The 19,157-nt window shown below is 48.9% G+C and carries 17 protein-coding genes; 3 read left to right on the plus strand and 14 right to left on the minus strand.

Features of this window, described 5'->3' with window-relative positions; genetic code table 11:
* Positions 1-282, plus strand: a 282-nt coding sequence (locus tag A3GA_RS11580; protein ID WP_018026488.1) for a zinc ribbon domain-containing protein, incomplete at its 5' end; no start/stop codon positions are given.
* Positions 283-304: 22 nt separating this feature from the next.
* Here A3GA_RS11580 and A3GA_RS0109575 read toward each other — a convergent pair.
* The 13 genes from A3GA_RS0109575 to A3GA_RS0109635 form a co-directional block, all read right to left on the minus strand.
* Positions 305-1,312 (minus strand): LLM class flavin-dependent oxidoreductase, encoded by a 1,008-nt coding sequence (locus A3GA_RS0109575; RefSeq protein ID WP_018027186.1) that lies wholly within the window; start codon positions 1,310-1,312, stop codon positions 305-307.
* Positions 1,313-1,405: 93 nt separating this feature from the next.
* Positions 1,406-1,708: a DUF2149 domain-containing protein gene (locus A3GA_RS0109580; protein ID WP_018027187.1), complete on the minus strand. Its 303-nt coding sequence runs from the start codon at positions 1,706-1,708 to the stop codon at positions 1,406-1,408.
* A gap of 3 nt (positions 1,709-1,711) precedes the next feature.
* On the minus strand, positions 1,712-2,191 hold the full coding sequence (locus tag A3GA_RS0109585) for a MotA/TolQ/ExbB proton channel family protein (RefSeq protein ID WP_115117227.1): 480 nt from the start codon (positions 2,189-2,191) through the stop codon (positions 1,712-1,714).
* A 21-nt stretch (positions 2,192-2,212) separates the two neighbouring features.
* On the minus strand, positions 2,213-6,181 hold the full coding sequence (gene cobN, locus A3GA_RS0109590) for a cobaltochelatase subunit CobN (protein ID WP_040614249.1): 3,969 nt from the start codon (positions 6,179-6,181) through the stop codon (positions 2,213-2,215).
* Positions 6,182-6,186: 5 nt separating this feature from the next.
* A complete protein-coding gene (locus tag A3GA_RS0109595; protein ID WP_018027190.1) occupies positions 6,187-8,184 on the minus strand; it encodes a TonB-dependent receptor plug domain-containing protein in 1,998 nt (665 codons plus the stop codon).
* A 119-nt stretch (positions 8,185-8,303) separates the two neighbouring features.
* Positions 8,304-9,065 (minus strand): tRNA (guanosine(37)-N1)-methyltransferase TrmD, encoded by a 762-nt coding sequence (trmD, locus tag A3GA_RS0109600; protein WP_018027191.1) that lies wholly within the window; start codon positions 9,063-9,065, stop codon positions 8,304-8,306.
* Positions 9,065-9,736, minus strand: a complete 672-nt coding sequence (gene rimM, locus A3GA_RS0109605) for a ribosome maturation factor RimM (RefSeq protein ID WP_018027192.1) — start codon at positions 9,734-9,736, stop codon at positions 9,065-9,067. The genes trmD and rimM overlap by 1 nt, the downstream gene beginning before the upstream one ends.
* A 150-nt stretch (positions 9,737-9,886) precedes the next feature.
* On the minus strand, positions 9,887-10,141 hold the full coding sequence (rpsP, locus tag A3GA_RS0109610; protein WP_018027193.1) for a 30S ribosomal protein S16: 255 nt from the start codon (positions 10,139-10,141) through the stop codon (positions 9,887-9,889).
* Between the two features lie 144 nt (positions 10,142-10,285).
* Complete coding sequence (locus A3GA_RS0109615) at positions 10,286-11,683, minus strand: SLC13 family permease (protein ID WP_018027194.1); 1,398 nt, start codon at positions 11,681-11,683, stop codon at positions 10,286-10,288.
* A gap of 66 nt (positions 11,684-11,749) precedes the next feature.
* Complete coding sequence (locus A3GA_RS0109620; protein WP_040614253.1) at positions 11,750-11,986, minus strand: sulfurtransferase TusA family protein; 237 nt, start codon at positions 11,984-11,986, stop codon at positions 11,750-11,752.
* 159 nt (positions 11,987-12,145) lie between these two features.
* Positions 12,146-14,764, minus strand: coding sequence for an alanine--tRNA ligase (gene alaS / locus A3GA_RS0109625; RefSeq protein ID WP_026156935.1), 2,619 nt, complete (start codon positions 14,762-14,764; stop codon positions 12,146-12,148).
* Positions 14,765-14,876: 112 nt separating this feature from the next.
* Positions 14,877-15,260 carry a TrbG/VirB9 family P-type conjugative transfer protein gene (locus A3GA_RS0109630; RefSeq protein WP_018027198.1) on the minus strand — a complete coding sequence of 128 codons (384 nt, stop codon included), beginning with the start codon at positions 15,258-15,260 and terminating at the stop codon, positions 14,877-14,879.
* 94 nt (positions 15,261-15,354) lie between these two features.
* Entirely contained in the window at positions 15,355-15,885 is a 531-nt protein-coding gene (locus tag A3GA_RS0109635) for a DUF2818 family protein (RefSeq protein ID WP_018027199.1), read from the minus strand.
* A 237-nt stretch (positions 15,886-16,122) separates the two neighbouring features.
* On the opposite strand from A3GA_RS0109635, the gene A3GA_RS0109640 reads away from it, so the two are divergent.
* On the plus strand, positions 16,123-17,232 hold the full coding sequence (locus tag A3GA_RS0109640; RefSeq protein ID WP_026156936.1) for an S-(hydroxymethyl)glutathione dehydrogenase/class III alcohol dehydrogenase: 1,110 nt from the start codon (positions 16,123-16,125) through the stop codon (positions 17,230-17,232).
* Positions 17,233-17,244: 12 nt separating this feature from the next.
* Positions 17,245-18,072 (plus strand): S-formylglutathione hydrolase, encoded by an 828-nt coding sequence (fghA, locus tag A3GA_RS0109645; RefSeq protein ID WP_018027201.1) that lies wholly within the window; start codon positions 17,245-17,247, stop codon positions 18,070-18,072.
* Between the two features lie 70 nt (positions 18,073-18,142).
* On the opposite strand, the gene A3GA_RS0109650 is transcribed toward fghA, so the two are convergent.
* The gene (locus A3GA_RS0109650; protein WP_244264059.1) at positions 18,143-19,147 is read right to left on the minus strand and encodes an FAD:protein FMN transferase; all 1,005 of its coding nucleotides are present in this window, start codon (positions 19,145-19,147) and stop codon (positions 18,143-18,145) included.
* Positions 19,148-19,157: the final 10 nt, after the last annotated feature.

The raw sequence follows: 19,157 nt of genomic DNA on the forward strand, positions 1-19,157 counted from the left end.
TACAAGTTGGCGTGGAACGGCGGATACCTCATCGCTGTGCCGCCGCAGAATACGAGCCGCAGCTGTCCGTGCTGCGGTCATGTGTCGGCTGAGAACCGCCAGACGCAAGCCCGGTTCGAGTGCGTGGAATGCGGTTTCGAGGAAAACGCCGATCTCGTCGGCGCGATCAATGTTCTAAGGGCGGGACACGCCCGGTTCGCCTGTGAAGTGAGCGGTGCAGTCATGCCGCCAGCAGCAGAAACCCACCGAAGCGATTCAGGTGCGGCTCAATGCCGCAGCTGAGCGCCGTAGGAATCTCCGGCCTTCAGGCCGGGGAGGATGTCAAAAACTGCGCTAGTACCTTAGCACTACGCTGCAGTGACTCAAGCCGTGCATCAATATCAAAAATTCGGGCATGCACCATTAACTCATCCGTCGGCACATCATTTAAAAACTGCTCTAATTGCGCTGCGACCGTCGCCTCCGAGCCCACAAAAGAATAGCGCAAATGTGAATCCACGGCATGACGCTCAGACACATTTAAGGACGCCTCATAGCCCTCGATCGGTGCCTGCAACTTCTGACTTTGATTACGGAATAAAGCCAAAACACTTTGTTGATGCGAACTAAACCAATACTTCGCCTCTTCATCCGTCTCGGCCACCACCATATTTACCGCAGGCATCGCATACGGCTCCGCTACCGCTTTAGAGGCCTTAAATTGCTGACGATACACCCTGAAGGCATCATGTAACATGGCTGGTGCAAAGTGTGAGGCAAAGGAGTACGGCAAACCTAAATACGCGGCTAATTGTGCCCCATACAAACTGGAGCCTAAGACCCATGGCTGCACTTGTGAATTCTGACCAGGAAAGGCCCGCACCTGCTGCCCCGCCTGCGGTTCCCCGAGGTACATTTGTAATTCTTGAATATCTTGAGGAAATGACTCAGCGGCTGCCCTGAGATCACGACGCATAGCTCTAGCGGTCGTCTGATCGGTGCCCGGCGCTCGACCCAAGCCCAAGTCCACCCGCCCTGGATACAGCGCATCCAAAGTACCATATTGCTCCGCAATTACTAAGGGCGAATGATTTGGCAACATCACCCCACCAGCACCAATGCGAATGGACTGGGTACCTGCCCCGATATAGGCTAAGGCAACCGCTGTCGCCGAACTGGCAATGGCCGGAAAATTATGATGCTCTGCCATCCAAAAACGGTGATAACCGTTGGCCTCAGCGGCTTGCGCCAACTGTAATGATTTGGCTAGGGCTTCACTCGCCCCCTCACCCTCAATAATGGTTGAAAAATCCAGTACCGAATACGCTTGCATAAAAAACTCCCTCACTCATTAGCTCATGCATCTTTTTTATGTGGGGCGTATTGCTAGATTATCAATAGATCATATCTCTATCACTCAGCCGCCCTATTCAGGCACATAGATCATACGACCGTCATTTAAGCGATAGGTAACACCGGCGCGCAAGCCCTCACCCTCACCGATATGTTGCGTGGACTCATACTGTTGAATTTCCTCACCCTCTTTGATGGTGATGCGCATATGCTCCTCGCCGGGATTTTCTATCACAATCACCCTATCCTGCTGAAAAGGGCTTAAAGGATTTTGTGCCATCATGATCATCAACACACCGATAATCACCAAAAAAAGATCAATTAAATTGACCACCGAGAGCATCGGATCGTTATCCTCTTCCGTGATAAATCGCATGCTTTAGGACTCCTGCTTTGCACTTTCGACACGACGCAAATCTTCTAATAACCAGCGACGCCTAAAGCTGAAAATAAAAAAGCTAAGGCTCGCAGCTAGCAGGGCCAAAATCACAGAAGAAAAGGCGACAACCATATTACGCCCAACCGCCGCCGTATCATGCTGACCTAAAGCCAGTAAGGCCGGCCCCATGGGAATCATGGTTGCAATTAAGCCCAACATGGGCGCTGTGCGCGAAATAATACGCAACCAATCCAGCGCTTTGATAATTTTCAATTCCAAATCATCGCTCTGAGAGCTCGCGCCATCACGCACAACAAAGGAACGGAATTGACCGCGTCGACGCTGCCACGCCTCCATTAAAAAAGCCCCAAAAGCAAATAGTGAATACAGCAAAGCCACCACGATTAATATCATCACCGGCACTAAAAAGAGTCGGGAGAAAGCATATAAAAAGCCTTCAAACTGTTGCATAACTTCCATTTAAACACTCATCATTTATGGCTAAGGACGTTGTTGACGATATTGCCAAAAACCACCCAAAGCGATCCATAACATTAAAAACAACACGTAATACGCCGGGCGAGGGTCGATAGCTTGCACCCTCACCCTTTCCAATACTTGTCCCTGTACCTGCTCTAATGGCGGTGCCTGCGAAGCGTCAGCTACCTCGTTCTGAGGCGGCTGTGCAGACTCAGTTGCCAGCTCAGCAGCGCTATCTGGACGAGCTCCAGTTAAACCATAACCCGCAGCCATCTCAGCTAAAAACGTCTGACTGACAGCGGCAATATCCGTGATCTCATAGCGCGCATTCAAATCCTGCCAACGCTCGGCCAAAGCCGCTTTGGTACTAGCCGAGGCCTCCCAGTAACCGTGACGAATAGCCTCTGCCATCCGCTCTAACAGTTGCGCCTCGGCATTGGGGTTATGCGCTTCAAACCATTGATTTAAACCGAGCTCATAGCGATCCATCACATAAGTATCAAACATGGCTTGCCATTGATCGTCTCGCACCGTGTTCTGATTCATCACTTGCCAACCAAATAAATTATTGGTGATATTCAGCATCGCTAGGGTCCCAGCATAGCCCTCTCCTTGCATCGCTTGAATCCACTGCGGATTCAGATAGCGTGAACGCAATTCCTGCGCTAAAAAATGTTCTAACGAGCTCGTATGAGGTGTCTGCTGACGCAAATCAGACACCAATAACTGCGGCGCAGCCCCATTTATCAACTCAATCGCAGCCGATAAGCCACCCAAAAACTCAAAGCCATGATCGGTGGACAAAACGCCGTGGACATGAGAAGAACGGCTCATAATCGCTGCATCTACGCCTGCTAATTGAGCTGACAACACCGCCTTAGCATTTTCTGCACTAAGCTGACTTAAGCCAGTACCGTTGCGATAAGGATAGGATTGACTTTGCATAAATTGCTGCGCCAACACCTCGGCATCATCCCACTGACTAGACTGCAAGGCCAAATGTGGTACGCCCGTGCCATAATGACCGGCATCATTCGAGAAAATGCGTAATTTTGCCTGCGCCAGTGCCGCTTCTGCTGATAGCGACAGACCCGCTGTCTGCCTCAAACGTGCCGCCACGGCTTGACTATTCGCAGCAATGGGATTCATCGCCGGATCCTCATCCAAGGTCGCCAACTCGGCAATTGCCTGATTTAATAGCGTCATAAAATGATCAAACTGATCACGATAGACGCCGGTCACCTGCACCACCACATCAATCCGTGCTCGCCCCAGTTCACTGAGTGGGATAATATCCAAGCGCTCTACCCGCCCACTCGGTCCCCAGACGGGGCGCAGACCCAAGGCATGTAGTAACTGCGCCTCGGTGACACCTAAATGACGAATCGCCTCTGACGACCACAAACTGAAAGCCAATTTCTTAGGTAATGCGCCCTGATGCGCAGCTTGATACGCCGCTACCAACTGCTTAAAGGCAAGCTCACCCGCCTCATAACTCTGCTTGGTTGGGATTTTAGTCGCCTCAAACGCGTATAGATTACGCCCGCTAATCAGACCAGGTTGACGTATCGGATCACCCCCATTACCCGGCAAGACATAACCACCAGCCAAGGCCCGAATTAAGGCTGCATTTTCTTCATTCTGCTGTAGGGCTTGATTAAAGCTTAATGCATCATCATAAAAACCGCTTAAGGCACTCATTGCCTCAGGCACCTCGGCGCCATTTAGCCAAGCGGCAATTTTAAGATAGGCCGGATGTTGTTGTACTGTCTCCGTATCACGTACTAAGCGCTCCTCTGCAGCTAAACCCATGGCATCATAAAAGGGCTCTCCCAATTGCTGCATCAGGGTCACCATACGCTCATGCTCGCTCGCCGGCTCACCGAAAGTATGTAAACCTAAAGGCATGGCCGCTTCGGCTATCTCATGCAAATAATCATGTAACGCTGCGCTAAAAGCCAAGCTATCTTGCTCTGCCGTCTCACGCGTCCACCCTAAATCCTCTAGGTAGTGATGCCGAGCTGCCAAATCAATCAACTGCGCAAGAGTTTGCTGCTTGACCATGCCCTCATCTAATTGACTTAAGGCATGAATTAAATCGTGCATTGTGCGCAACTGATCGTATAAACCGGCCGGCGCAAAGGCAGGCGTTTGATGACTAATCATCACGGCCCGTCCGCGGCGTTTTGCTTGAATCGCTTCACCGACGTTATCTTGAATGTAGGGATAAAATACCGGCAAATCACCCAAGGCCAACCAAGGATAATCCTCCACCGCCAAGCCTCTGTCCTTACCCGGCAGCCATTCCTGTGTACCATGCGTACCCAGATGAATTAAAGCGTGGGCGGCATACTGTTGTTGCAAATAAAGATAAGCTGCCATATAAAGATGATCGGGAATCTGCTGCACATCATGATAATGTGCATTCGGATCACCGGCTCGCGGCATTTGTGGCATCAATACTAGATTTGCTAAGCGTAAACGCGGCAGAACAAAATAGCGCTTACCGTCAACCTCTCGCAGCGCCCAATGGGCTTGAAGATCATGGTGACGCATCATGGCAGTCTGCACCGCTGGTGCTTGGATTTGCAACCATTGCATATAACGTTCGAGTGGCAACAAGGCATAGTGACGATACTCAAGCCGCTCTGCTGTTGGCACTTCCGCGGCAAGTAAGGCGTCCAGCTGCTCAGGCCTATAAATCGCACTCAACAAGGCCTGCAACTCAGTAATCAAAGTCTCTTCACTTAGCGTCTCACCCACCTCATAGGCGGCCGCTTGTAAAGCCTGTTGAATCGACAACACACTCCGCGGCACATTAAGATTAGAAGCACCGAGATTCTTTTCACCGGGTGGGTAGTTCCAAAACAATAACGCCAAACGCTTTTGTGGATTCGGCGTTTTTCTTAAGGCAATTAACTTCCTCAGTTTAGCCATCAAGGCATCCAACTGTTTTGGCATGAGGACATCACGCCCCTGACTACGCCCAGCTAACACAATCGGATCGCTTAAACCCCAGGTCTCGGGTAGCGCCAAAAACGTTGCCGCCACCGAGGCCGAGACCCCGCTACTTGCTTTGGACCACTGACGGATATCTGCCTCTCTAAAGCGCAAACTCTGAATCACCGGAATATCTAAAGCATCAAACTCACTGACTAAATCATGGCTATTTTGCAAGTGTGTCAAATTGACGAGGGCATCTAGCTGCGCCTCCTTAAATAGCGCTTGTAAGGCACCCGCTGGGGCATCATTTGCCAGCCAAAATACGATTGGCTGAATCCCCTTCAACTCCGCCGCAAGCATGATCTCATCAATTATGTCGGTGACTAAATCTGACACCACGCTAGCCGAAATTAAAAAAGCCACACGTCCTTTAGGTACGACCACTGGCGCTTGAAAATGATTGCCAGCCTCTTGTAAATAGGACTGATGCCACGCCAAATAGGCATTTAAATCGCTAAACACCGTTGCTGCGGCAAAGTGATAAAAGCCGCTTTCCGGCAAAGTCTGCACGGTCGGCAAGTCATTGACCTCTAAAGTAGCCAATGCTTGCTGCTGAATCAACTCAAAGAAATGCTGAAAATTCTGCGCCCCACCCTGTGTGTACAAGGCAATCAAGTGCTTTGCCAAGGTCGCATCCATATGCTGCCAATGCGCTGGCCCAGCGCCCATCACTAATTGCTTTTTGTCCTGTACCTCAAAGGCCGTCAAAAAACGCGCTACACTCGCCCTATCACTGGGCCGAGGCACATCCAAAATTATCCAATCGGCATCCGCAATTAACTCCGCAGCACGGGCTGCAGGCGTATTGATATTGAGCGATTGCAATACCACCTCATGCGCATCAGCAAAGCGCTGCAACACCTCGATTTTCTGCGTCGCCACAAAATCATTATGCACCACTAACAGCCGTGGTTGACTGTGCGCTGTTGGCATCGCCCCCATTAAGCAGACAATGAAACACAAGGCTTGTATAACTCGACACCACATACCGCTTAATACGCCAAATTAAAACCTGCGTAAAAACGTCTACCCTCATCCGCCGCCTGATAAAGCTCGGGCTGCTCATTGGCTAAACGTTTATTGCTGATATTTTCTACCCCACCATAGAGTCTGAGCGATTTATTCAGCTCATAACTTATATCCCAGTGGATTAAGGCATAGCTTGGACGTTTAATTGATTGATTAGCGACGACGCCACTACCTAACTGCGATCCCACATACTCATAACGCAACGTCGTCTCAAGCTGCGCCAATGGGCTCCAAGTTAAAGCCACATTCGCGCGATGACGCGAACGATCCAATAAGGGCTCATTTTTTAGGCGATCACGCGCACTTAAATAAGTGTAATTCGCACTGAGTGCCCAGTCCGTACTAATATCCCATTGCGCACTTAATTCCACCCCTTGTAGCCGTGTTTGATTAATATTTTGGTAATTTAGACAAACAAAGCCACGCTCATTGCACTTGGGTAAACGTACGGTGGTGATAAGATTTTTCACATGATTTTGAAATAAGGTCGCTGCCACCGACCAATCATCTGCACGATACGCAGCCCCTAATTCGTAGGAGGTATTTGTTTCTGCGGCCAAGTCCGGATTACCCCGAACAATACCACGCCCTCCCATGGCCGCTCGGGACTCATAAGATGGTGACAATTGTTTTAAGGTTGGTGCTTTAAAACCCTTACCCACACCGGCTCTGAACGTCCAGTTATCAGTAGGTTTAAATAACAAATAACTGCGTGGGCTAAACTGCCAACCAAAGCGCTGATGCTTATCAAAACGCCCACCTATCACAGCCTCCCACTGCTCGCCTAAACTAATTTCATCCTGTAAATAAACCGCAAAATGACTTTGCTTATCCTTTTGCTCTGCATTAATATTCGGATCTTCCACCTGTTCACGGCGCCATTCCACACCTAAGCTCAGACGCTGATAGGCTCCCACATCAATTTGCGTTTGCGCATCCCAAACCGTGTCCACAAAGCGGTTTGGTGCACTAATTTCCTTGGTATCGCTCCGCTCCACATCACGCTTTAAACGGCTTTGGTACCAGCGCAACTGCAACGATCCCCAAGCCCAATCACCACGGTAAGCCAAGCTATAGCGATGACGACGAATCAAGCTATCAATCTCATAGGGCGTGTTAGCCTTAGTCCGTCCAGCAGATGCTAAGCGCACCCCCGCTAATTCCTCTCGATTGATATCAACCCCTAAATCAATGCGTTGATTCGTATCTGGCGTCCACGTCAATCCCACATGCAAGCTTTTTGCTTGTTGTTCATCGAGCGTACTAAGACGCCGATCCTGCGCATTTAATAAAGCTTGACGACGACGCAACTCACCCCATAGATTGATCCCCAGTGTATTTTCAATCAACGGTCCACCCGCATAAAAACCGCTTTTATATAAATCCCCCTTTAAGCGCTTGGAGCCCAAGCGAAAAAGCTGATTAAAAGAGGCCTGCCATTGTTCAGTGGCTGCCCGCGTCACCACATTCACCACACCGCCCAAAGACTCGGAACCATAAAGCGAGGACATCGGACCACGCACAATTTCAATACGCTCAATCGCTTCGGCAGGGACCCATGTTTGTTCCAAATTCGAGTGTGCAATGCTGCCTGCCGTATGATTGATCCGCTGCCCATCAATTAATATCAAGCTATGCTCTGAATCCATGCCACGAATGGATATACCGCGTCCGCCCCCAGCACCCACATACTCAGAAGCTATACCGACTTGATCGTGAATCATATCGAACAAATCATTATGCGGACGACGTCGCACCACAACACCATCGACCACGGACACACTGGCCATGGCTCGCTCCAGCTCACGCGTGGACGCTGTGGTGGAAACCACCACATTAGGTAATTGCTGAATTTCCTCCAACGCTTGGGCCTGCAACGCAGTGACTGGCACCAATGAATACATGGCAAAGACGATGCCTTTTATCGCTAAAGGCAGATAACACGGTTTAAATGGAATCATTTTTAATCTTTTTATACACTCTGAAATATACGATATAACATAACAAACATTATGTAACGATATATCGTATCATTTTATGCTGATGCATTGCAATGGTTGTGAATGATTCCCAACACGATTTAGGATAAATTATCGCTTGCTAGTTGTGCTAAAAATTTAAGATCAGCCTTAGAAAGGAGGCCTTTATCCCTAGCCTGTTGCAGTAGATCGGGACGACGCTCTGCGGTCAGTTGAAGCGAGCGCTGACGGCGCCATTGCTTGATATTGGCATGATGCCCAGAGAGTAATACCGGCGGCACCGCGACCCCCTCAAACACCTCCGGCCGAGTGTAATGCTCACAGTCCAAGAGCCCTGACAGCGTCGGATGAAAGGAGTCCTGCAAGGCCGATTGCTGGTCATTCAACACCCCGGGCAACAAACGGATGGTGGCATCCAACACCGCTAAAGCGGCGATCTCACCCCCCGACAACACAAAGTCACCAAGCGAGATTTCCTCATCCACATAGTGCTCGATAAAGCGCTGATCAATGCCTTCATAACGACCACAGACAAAGGTCATGTGCGGTAATTGCGAGAGCCGCTCTGCCTGCGCCTGATTAAAAGGTACCCCCGCTGGGCTTAGTAAAATCACTGGGCCACTACTTTGCTGATGCTGCTTAATATCATTGAGCGCATCCAGTAAGGGCTGTGCTAGCATCACCATACCCGGGCCACCACCATACGGACGATCATCGACCGTTTTATGGATATCATGCGTGTAGTGCCGAGGGTTCCATGTACTTAAGGACCAAATCCCTTGCTCATGCGCCCTACCCGCCACGCCCTGCGTGCTTAGCAGCTCGAACATCTGCGGGAATAGGCTAATGACATTAACTTGCATTAGAAATCCAAGGGCCAATCAACCTCAAGCCAGTTATTTTCGAGGTCAACCTCTAACACATGGGCATCTACAAAAGGCACCAGACTTTGCTGCGGCTGCCCCTTGGCATTTAAGAGCGGTTGCGGCTCGCTATCGGGCTCGCCACTATCGATATAACGATCGATATGTAGCACGGCATGCACCCCATTATCCGATAGCTCACGTACACGACCTAGGAGTACATAGTCCTCATCAGCCACAGCTAACTCACGCACCGCCGCCTCATCAACGGTATAAACCCAGCAACCCACCAGATCGACCCAATAGAACTCATCCTCAGCCTGTACCGGAAAATCCGCTCGGGAAACCGAAATCACCATCCCTTTGAGATCTTCTGCTACATCACGATCGCTAATATCACTAAAGGCGGCAATTAAATGGTCCGCATGCCAGCGGCACTGACTCACCTCAAACAGCTGATGCGCTGCCGGCGCCACGCTAGCGGCCGTCTTGCCAGGCGCTAAACGGCGCTGTAACCACCAACGATCGACCTGCGGCAAAATGGACTCGGTAGAGTACGGCTTGATCTTGACCATACCACGCACCCCGAAGGCGCCGGTAATGTGACCTAATTCGACCAGATCATCTGGTGCTATGGAAGGACTTTGCTGCTGTGAGTGAGCTTTTTTCATAGAATTGTGCTTTTTTATAGGCATAAAAACAAGATTGACCGTCAAATAGTTGACGGTCAATCAAATCCACTAGGATCATCGCCTTTATGCTAATGAGTCAAAAGAACTACTCCGCCTCGACCAATCCCGGGCGCATAGCGATAAACTCAATTAAGCAGCTTGCTGCTGAGCGTACTCTTTAGCTAAACGAGCAACGGTAGGAGATAACTGAGCGCCCTGACCCTTCCAGTACTCTAAACGATCCAAGGCAATACGTAAGGCCTCAGTGCCCTCAGGAGCTACTGGGTTATAAAAACCGATGCGCTCAATAAAGCGACCATCACGACGGTCACTACGATTAGCTGCAACAATTGTATAAAATGGACGTTTTTTAGAGCCACCACGGGCTAAACGAATAACCACCATAGGTGTACTATCCTCATTAATTGGTAAATTGATATAAATATTGACAAAAATTAGCTAGATAGTATAACAACTTATTAGCCCTGACCGCAACAAAGCTTCACAACTAGGGGAAAAAGTGTCGCCTTTTCCCCTATGAAGCAGCACTTATCCTACAAAAAAGTAAACAAATAACGACACCGCTGCCACGCATAGTACGTTAAGCACCCTCCCGGCGCGGATCATTTCTCGCTGATGAATTAAACCACTACCAAACACAATCGCATTAGGCGGCGTAGCAACTGGCAGCATAAAGGCGCAAGAGGCACCAATACCGATCACCAACACCAAGACCTCTGGCGGCATATTCATCTGCGTTGCCACACCAGCAAACACCGGCACTAGTAGCGCAGCCGAGGCCGTGTTACTTGTGAACTCAGTCAGCACAATAATAAAGGTACAAATCACAAAGATGACTAGCAGCGGATGAGCACCGCCAAAGGTATCCGCTACCAACTGACCAAGCACCTGAGAAGCGCCGGATTGCTGCATAACCTGACTGAGGGTGATACCACCACCAAAGAGTAATAACACCCCCCAGTCAGTATTATCCGCCACCTCCTTCCAGCTAGCACAACCTAAGACGACCACCATCACGGCCGCAAAGATCGCAATCAATGAGTCAGTACTGCTAGTACCTAATAGGGCCGTGATATTGCTACTGAAAATCCAGCAAAGCGCAATAAACACAAACAAGACCAAGGTCACCAAGCGGATCGGGGTCCACTCAATATGCTCTTTAATCGCTAAGCTACCAGTCTCACCCTTAAAATTAGGACGGAAAACCAACCATAAAACATAAATCATCAATGGTAATAAAATGATCACCATTGGCAAGCCGATTTTCATCCAAGCAGCGAAATCCATACCCAGCTCACGTGCAGCAATGGCATTTGGCGGCGAGCCAACTAGGGTACCTAAACCACCGATACTGGCACTATACGCCACACCCAATAAGACAAACACGTAGCTGTTACGGTTAGTATTGCGATCCAAATTGCTCATCACGCCCAAGGCTAAAGGCAACATCATGGCAGCCGTTGCGGTATTACTAATCCACATAGACATAAAGGCTGTCACCGCAAAAATCATCAAGGATGCGAGCAGTAAATTACCGCGTGATAAAGACAGCAAATAATAGGCAATTTTGCGATCTAATTGCTGTATGTGCAAGGCAGTGGCTAAGGCAAAACCACCAAAGAAAATAAAGATCACGGGATCGGCAAAATTACTTAAGGCTGATTTAGTCGTGATCCCCTCAAAACCCAAGACCACCGCAATAATTGGCACCATCAAGGCCGTCACGGTAATGTGCACCGCTTCGGTAAACCATAAAATTGCGATAAACAAAAGCACCGCTAGGCCTTTGTTAACATCATTTTCAAAAGGCAAGAATAAATACAACAAATAAGCCAACACAAAGGCAAGCACAGCAACGGCCATCCCCTTGATACTGCCGCGAGGCATCAGACGTGTTAGTTGTTGATTCGATTGAGGCTCCGTCATTAATACGCTCCATTAAGATAGAAAATTCGATACTAGCTGTACTCATATCAGATTGAATAGCAGGCACTAGCGACGCTGAATATAATGCTCGGTCGTCGCACCGAGATCGCGCTGAGCCAGTAATTCATTTTTAGATTGCGCACAAAAAGCCTGAAAATCCCCCATCGCCTTAGGATCGGTGGTAAGCACCTTAAGCACTTGCCCACTCTCCATCGTAGACAAGGCCTTTTTAGCTTTTAAAATAGGTAGTGGACAAAGTAAGTTTTGCGCCTCAACCACCTGATCAAAATGAACCTCAGTCATATCACATCGCTCCGCAGCAGAAATTAACATATACAACAAATCATAACGACACTGCCCCGACACAATCCATCGGGGCAGTACTAAGTAGGCTAAATCAATTACAACATCAGTAAGATGGCCATATCAAGCAATGGCGCTTAAGCCAAAGCAAAGGACCGTTTAACTTAATTTATCCTGTAGCCAAGGCATTACCGCATCCATGGCCGCCGGTAAAGCAGCCACATCGCTACCGCCACCCATCGCCATATCGGGGCGACCGCCCCCCTTACCACCGATGTTGGAGCACACCAAGGACACTAATTCACCCGCCTTAATCCGCTCCGTGAGATCAGCAGTCACGCCCGCAGCAACGGATACCTTATCCGCCGAGGGTGCCGCTAAGACAATGACGGCAGACTTTAACTTATCCTTGAGCTGATCGATCATGCCACGTAAATCCTTGGCCTCAACTCCCTCAAGCGACTTGATGAGTACCTTAATACCGGCGACTTCAAGCGCTTCGGCGCTGAGATCGGCACTGGTCGCCGCAGCCAGCTTGGCCTTTGATTGGCTTAGCTCTTTTTCCAAGCCGCGTAGCTGCTCTTGGGTGGCTGTCACACGCTCAAGTAAATCAGCCGGATTGGCTTTAAGCACTGCTGCTGCTTGATGCAATTGCTGCGTGAGTGACTCCACCCAAGCAAGTGCATTGGTACCTGTGATCGCCTCTACCCGTCGAATCCCGGCAGCGATACCGCCTTCGGAAACAATTTTAAAAAGACCAATATCACCGGTGCGGGCAACGTGCGTACCACCGCAAAGCTCACGTGAGGTACCAATATCCAATACTCGCACCTCATCCTCGTACTTCTCGCCAAATAACGCCATTGCACCACCAGCAACCGCCTCATCAAAACTCATCAATGCGGCTTGTACTGGCGTATTAGCAAGAATTTCTTGATTCACAATGGCCTCAACTGCAGCAATCTGCTCGTCCGTCATCGGTGCATCATGCGAAAAGTCGAAACGGGTCTTATCAGCATCCACCAACGAACCCTTTTGCTGCACATGCTCACCTAAGACCTCACGTAGAGCCTTGTGCATAATGTGAGTGACTGAGTGGTTACGTACTGTATTTTGACGCTGTTCAAGATCAATCCGAGCACTCAGCTGATCACCCAGCTTAATCGTGCCTAAACTCACAACCCCGTAATGACCAAAGACATGCGGCAGAATCTTTTGCGTATCCTCGACCTTAAAGCTGCTGCCGTAGCCGCTCAACACACCGGCATCACCCACCTGACCACCAGACTCGGCATAAAACGGCGTCTGATCCAACACCACCACGCCCTCTTGCCCCTCGGCCAAGTGCTCCACCTGCGTACCCTCAAAATAGAGCGCTAACACCGTGGCCTCGGTCTCGGACTTATCATAGCCCTCAAAGCGCGTATCCTGACCCTCGTAGCTTAGCTGCTGCTTAACCTTAAACTTACCGCTGGCACGCGCCATCTCGCGCTGCTTCGTCATGGCAGCTTCAAAGCCTGCCTCATCCACCTCAATGCCATGCTCACGGCATACATCTGCGGTCAAATCAAAAGGAAAGCCGTAGGTATCATACAAGGTAAACGCCACCTGGCCATCAAGCCGATCGCCCTGCTTTAGCTCGGCAAGGGCACGCCCTAGGATATCCATGCCGTTAGACAGGGTTTGTAAGAAGCGCTGCTCCTCTTGCAACAGGACTTTTGTAATGCGCTCACTTTGCTCGTTCAAGGCCGGATACGCCTCACCCATCTCAAGCGCTAAATCAGCCACTAGCCGATGGAAAAACGGCGTCGTCTGACCTAAACGATAACCATGACGCAAGGCACGACGGATAATACGGCGTAACACATAGCCACGACCCTCATTACCCGGCACGATACCATCCACAATCATAAAACTGCAAGCACGAATATGGTCAGCAATGACCTTAAGCGAGCTGTTACTCAAATCATCGGTCGCCGTCTCGCGCGCAGCCGCTTTAATTAACTGTTGGAACAGATCAATCTCATAATTAGAATGCACATGCTGTAATACTGCAGCAATACGCTCTAAGCCCATCCCTGTATCCACACAAGGATTAGGCAGTGGGTGCAGCACACCGTCCTCATCGCGGTTAAACTGCATAAAGACTAAATTCCAAATCTCGATATAGCGATCACCATCCTCCTCAGGTGAACCTGGAGGGCCTCCCCAGACCTCGGGGCCGTGATCATAGAAGATTTCGGAACATGGTCCACAGGGACCCGTATCTGCCATTTGCCAAAAGTTATCCGAGGCGTAGCGAGCGCCCTTATTATCACCGATACGGATAATGCGCTCTGCAGGCACACCGATTTGCTTTGCCCAAATATCGTATGCCTCGTCATCCTCCGCATACACGGTCACCCAAAGCTTTTCTGCGGGTAAATGATAAACCTCGGTCAACAACTCCCAGGCATAGCTAATTGCCTTTTCCTTAAAATAATCACCGAAACTGAAATTACCCAGCATCTCAAAAAAGGTGTGATGGCGTGCGGTGTAGCCGACATTTTCTAAGTCGTTATGCTTACCGCCGGCGCGCAAACAGCGCTGCGACGAAGTCGCACGCACATAAGGCCGCTTATCGTGCCCTGTAAACACATCTTTAAACTGCACCATGCCAGAGTTTGTAAATAACAACGTTGGGTCATTCGACGGCACTAAAGAGGAAGAAGGAACGATCGTATGCGCTTTGGATTCAAAGAAGTTCAAAAACTTACTACGTATTTCAGATGCTTTCATGGGCAAAGGCTATAGAAATAAAATGATTAAGATTAACCCTTAATTATAACGACTTCTATATACAAGCGGTGTCTTTTCAAGTAATTAGCACCTGAACAACAGCACAATAACACTAACGATCTAAGTTAAAGCTCGCATAGGCCTGCTCACCGGCTAAATTAAACTGCAATATCGGCCAATGATCTTTGATCACTAAATAGGGTAATTGACGATGATAGCTCAGCACCTGTCGCCGCCCCGCATGGTCAATACCAACAATCACCGGCAACTCACGCTGCGCCGGCCACTGCACCCATAGCTCATCTGAAGCGCTAAAAACCTGCTGCGGCGAGGCGTAGGCAGCGCCACTGATATGCCAATCAAAGCTGTAATCATGCACTTGCCGCGTTGAGTACTCCCAGCCGTGATACTGACGCTTGCGCTGTAACCAATCGGGCTGCGTACTGCAAGCGCTTAAAAATAGCAGCAAGAGAATAAAAGAAAGAGATTTGATCATAAGTACCACCTTAAGGTTGAGATGGTACTTATTGTGAAGTAGGATTCAGACCGTGACCATACCCGCGACTACTTACATCAGCCGCAGCGCCACCCTACTCGTCATCGGCCAATTGAGTTTGGGCAATTAAGCGGCGGTTAAAACGGTTTCTAAATAAGTGGCGATACACAAAACCGGGATATGCCAACACAATATATAAGCACAGCGCAATCGCATAAAACTGCCATTGTTGGCTATGCGCATTAGCATAATAGCCCTCAATCACAAAGCCAATCGCCCCCACAAAGAAATAAAAGGCCAATAGCTCAAAAATACGCACAGCAAAGCTTTTAACCGGCACCTGTCGACTAACGGTTAATAAGGGCAAGGCAAATAATAGCAAGCTGCCGCCAAAGGCGATTAATTGATAGCTATGCGCTGCGCTATTGGCCATGAGATAGGCCGCAACAATAATTAATATCCACTGCAAAAAGGCACGCACAGCAATCAGCCAAGCTGGTGTAGCGCTTGACTCGCCCTGTTGGCGCCAAGGCACAAAGACAAAGGATTTTTCAGTAAAAAAAGGCAATAATGCGCTAAACGCTGCAATCGCAATAATCAACCAAAAGGACGACTCTGGAAACATAAAACAATCAGGTCCATATAAAAAATGACACGACGGCCAAAAGGCTAGCAGACTATTTTAACTGAAGTCTTAACAACAAAGCTCTAACAAAGCAAGCCTTTAGAGTTTATCTCGCTAGATAAAGTTCAATTAGCCAAGCATAAACCCCGAAAAGTATCGGAAATAATGACTCGCCGCATAAACTAAGGCTATAGTGGACCTTACATTATTCCTTTTAGTAGACAGGAGATCGTCATGATTAAATCACGTGCCGCCGTTGCTTTTGCTCCGGGTCAACCACTAAAAATCGTCGAAATTGATGTGGCCCCACCCAAAAAGGACGAGGTATTAATTCGTTGTACGCATACCGGTGTTTGCCATACCGATGCATTTACCCTCTCGGGCGATGACCCTGAAGGCGTGTTCCCAGCGGTGCTAGGCCACGAAGGCGCTGGTATTGTGGTTGAGGTGGGCGAAGGGGTGACAAGTGTCAAACCGGGCGACCACGTGATCCCGCTTTATACTGCCGAATGTGGAGAATGTGAATTCTGTACCTCCGGTAAAACCAACCTCTGTGTTGCTGTGCGTGAGACCCAGGGCAAGGGCGTCATGCCTGATGGCACCACCCGCTTCTCTTATCAAGGTGAGCCCATCTATCACTATATGGGCTGCTCAACCTTTAGTGAATACACGGTGGTAGCCGAGGTTTCTCTCGCTAAAATCAACCCAGATGCTAATCCAGAACATGTATGCCTACTAGGTTGTGGTATCACCACGGGTATCGGTGCCGTACACAATACTGCCAAGGTACAAGAGGGCGACTCAGTGGTCGTGTTCGGCCTAGGGGCCATTGGTTTAGCGGTGGTGCAAGGCGCGCGTCAAGCCAAAGCAGGTCGCATTATTGCTATCGATCTGAATTCAGATAAATTTGAACTGGCCAAACAATTTGGGGCAACTGATTGTATCAACCCTAAAGATCACGATAAACCCATCAAAGACGTTTTACTAGACATCAGCAAATGGGGCTTTGACCACACCTTTGAGTGTATCGGCAATGTCAATGTGATGCGCGACGCACTCGAAACAGCCCATCGAGGCTGGGGACAATCCGTGATCATCGGTGTCGCTGGCGCTGGTCAAGAAATTTCCACGCGCCCGTTCCAGCTGGTAACCGGTCGCACGTGGAAAGGCACCGCTTTTGGAGGCGTTAAGGGCCGCAGTGAATTGCCCGGCATGGTAGAAGAAGCGATGAAGGGTGATATTGAATTAGCCCCTTTTGTCACACATACCATGCCACTCGATCAAATTAACGAGGCTTTTGACTTAATGCATGCAGGCAAGTCAATCCGCTCGGTGATTGTTTACTAATTTGGAGGCTTTATGAAACAAAAAGAACAACACTTGGTTTTTGGTGGCTCGCAAGAGGTTTGGGAGCATCAGTCCGAGCTTTTGTCTTGTCCAATGAACTTTGCGATTTACATCCCACCACAAGCCAAAGATAAAAAACTTCCTGTGCTTTATTGGCTCTCAGGTCTTACCTGCAATGAGCAGAACTTTATTACAAAAGCTGGTTTTCAGCGCTATGCAGCCGAACAGGGACTGATTGTCGTCTGCCCGGACACTAGCCCTCGCGGTGAGGATGTGGCTGATGATGAGGGCTATGATTTAGGTCAAGGTGCTGGCTTTTACCTTAATGCCACCGAAGCGCCTTGGGCAAAGCACTACCGCATGTACGATTATATTGTCGAAGAATTGCCGGCCTTGATCCGTGAGCATTTCCCCGTGAGTGATAAGCAATCCATTTGCGGCCATTCAATGGGTGGTCATGGCGCCTTAGTACTGGCACTTAAAAATCCCGAGTTTTATACTAGCGTATCTGCCTTTGCACCGATTGTCTCACCTACGCAAGTGCCTTGGGGTCACAAAGCCCTTGGCGCCTATTTAGGTGATGACAAGACGACCTGGCAACAATACGATGCGGTCAAACTCATTGAACATGGCGCTCGTGTACGCAGCTTATTAGTGGACCAGGGGCTTGCGGATACTTTCTACGAGGAGCAATTGCGCACACCGCTGCTAGAAAAAGCCTGTGCGGATGCTGGGATCGCTGCGGATATTCGCTATCACGAAGGCTATGACCATAGCTACTACTTTATTGCTAGCTTTATCGCAGAGCATATTGCTTATCACGCAGAAAAACTACGATAAAACTAAAGCGTCAACAGCACAAGCAGCCGGGCCTTATTCAAACTGACTAAGGCCCTGATTTTATTCACCACTAAGACAATTCAATCCACTGTCGATCCCGATCTAAAATCCATACCGAGACCTTTGAAATCTGCTTTAAGGTGTTCTTAATCGACTCTATTGGCATTATCGAAAAGGCCGTTGCCAAAGCATCTGCTTGAGTTGCGGTTGGAGCAATTACTGTAACACTTAAATAGCGCTCATCGGATTGTGAAGTTGCGGGATCAAAGATATGATTAATACTTTTTTCATAGCTTAGATAAGTGCCTCTAGAAGATGAGGTTGCCATTGCTTGATTACCGAGTTCAAGCGTTTTTAAAATCAGACTAGCATCAAGCGGATCAGCTATCCCCAAGGACCAAGGTGCTTTGCCCAACGGTAATAAACCACGAATTTCACCCATATTGATTAGGGCATGGTCTACTCCTCGTTGTTGCATTAGATCCGTGACTCTATCGGTAATAAAACCCTGAGCAATGCCATTGAGAGTAATACGCTGTCCCGGTTTTGCTAAGCGAATACGATTAGGCGTTAATTGAATACCGTCCCAACCTAGTAAGTGCCGCACTTCTGTTATTCTTGCCTTTAACTCCTCCGGACTGGCCTGAGGATTCTCAATAAGATAATCTCTATAAGTTTCCCAAAGTATCTGAACAGTTGGGTCGAACACTCCGTGAGTTAATCTGACATGCTCATCAGCTAAAGACATTAGCCAATAAAAATCATGAGAAAATCCGGAGACTTCACCCTCATTATTTAAGTGGCTAATAACACTATCATCTCGGTATAAACTAAACAAACGCTCTTGACGCTGAACCTCTTTTAATATGGCCTGAAGCAGGTGACGGGCCTCGTGCTTATCCTCGTGGTAGATTTTTAACTGTGCATCAGCGCCTAGCGCAATCCCACGCCACTCTAACAATTCCACCTCATTGGAATTAGCAAGTGACACCAGTGGCCATTGTGATAGCGCTACTGTGCTACAAAACAAAGCAAGAATTTGTCGTCGCTTGGTCTTAAAAGGTTGCTTCATCATTTTTCACCAA

The sequence above is a fragment of the Oligella urethralis DSM 7531 genome (genome assembly GCF_000372065.1).
GTDB classification, from domain to species: Bacteria; Pseudomonadota; Gammaproteobacteria; order Burkholderiales; family Burkholderiaceae_B; genus Oligella; species Oligella urethralis.

What these genes read in the sequence shown, in the direction of transcription:
- A3GA_RS0109575 (WP_018027186.1), bottom strand. Translation starts at nt 1,312, where the DNA reads ATGCAAGCGTATTCGGTACTGGATTTTTCAACCATTATTGAGGGTGAG.
- A3GA_RS0109580 (WP_018027187.1), bottom strand. Translation starts at nt 1,708, where the DNA reads ATGCGATTTATCACGGAAGAGGATAACGATCCGATGCTCTCGGTGGTC.
- A3GA_RS0109585 (WP_115117227.1), bottom strand. Translation starts at nt 2,191, where the DNA reads ATGGAAGTTATGCAACAGTTTGAAGGCTTTTTATATGCTTTCTCCCGA.
- cobN (WP_040614249.1), bottom strand. Translation starts at nt 6,181, where the DNA reads ATGTGGTGTCGAGTTATACAAGCCTTGTGTTTCATTGTCTGCTTAATG.
- A3GA_RS0109595 (WP_018027190.1), bottom strand. Translation starts at nt 8,184, where the DNA reads ATGATTCCATTTAAACCGTGTTATCTGCCTTTAGCGATAAAAGGCATC.
- trmD (WP_018027191.1), bottom strand. Translation starts at nt 9,065, where the DNA reads ATGCAAGTTAATGTCATTAGCCTATTCCCGCAGATGTTCGAGCTGCTA.
- rimM (WP_018027192.1), bottom strand. Translation starts at nt 9,736, where the DNA reads ATGAAAAAAGCTCACTCACAGCAGCAAAGTCCTTCCATAGCACCAGAT.
- rpsP (WP_018027193.1), bottom strand. Translation starts at nt 10,141, where the DNA reads ATGGTGGTTATTCGTTTAGCCCGTGGTGGCTCTAAAAAACGTCCATTT.
- A3GA_RS0109615 (WP_018027194.1), bottom strand. Translation starts at nt 11,683, where the DNA reads ATGACGGAGCCTCAATCGAATCAACAACTAACACGTCTGATGCCTCGC.
- A3GA_RS0109620 (WP_040614253.1), bottom strand. Translation starts at nt 11,986, where the DNA reads ATGACTGAGGTTCATTTTGATCAGGTGGTTGAGGCGCAAAACTTACTT.
- alaS (WP_026156935.1), bottom strand. Translation starts at nt 14,764, where the DNA reads ATGAAAGCATCTGAAATACGTAGTAAGTTTTTGAACTTCTTTGAATCC.
- A3GA_RS0109630 (WP_018027198.1), bottom strand. Translation starts at nt 15,260, where the DNA reads ATGATCAAATCTCTTTCTTTTATTCTCTTGCTGCTATTTTTAAGCGCT.
- A3GA_RS0109635 (WP_018027199.1), bottom strand. Translation starts at nt 15,885, where the DNA reads ATGTTTCCAGAGTCGTCCTTTTGGTTGATTATTGCGATTGCAGCGTTT.
- fghA (WP_018027201.1), top strand. Translation starts at nt 17,245, where the DNA reads ATGAAACAAAAAGAACAACACTTGGTTTTTGGTGGCTCGCAAGAGGTT.
- A3GA_RS0109650 (WP_244264059.1), bottom strand. Translation starts at nt 19,147, where the DNA reads ATGATGAAGCAACCTTTTAAGACCAAGCGACGACAAATTCTTGCTTTG.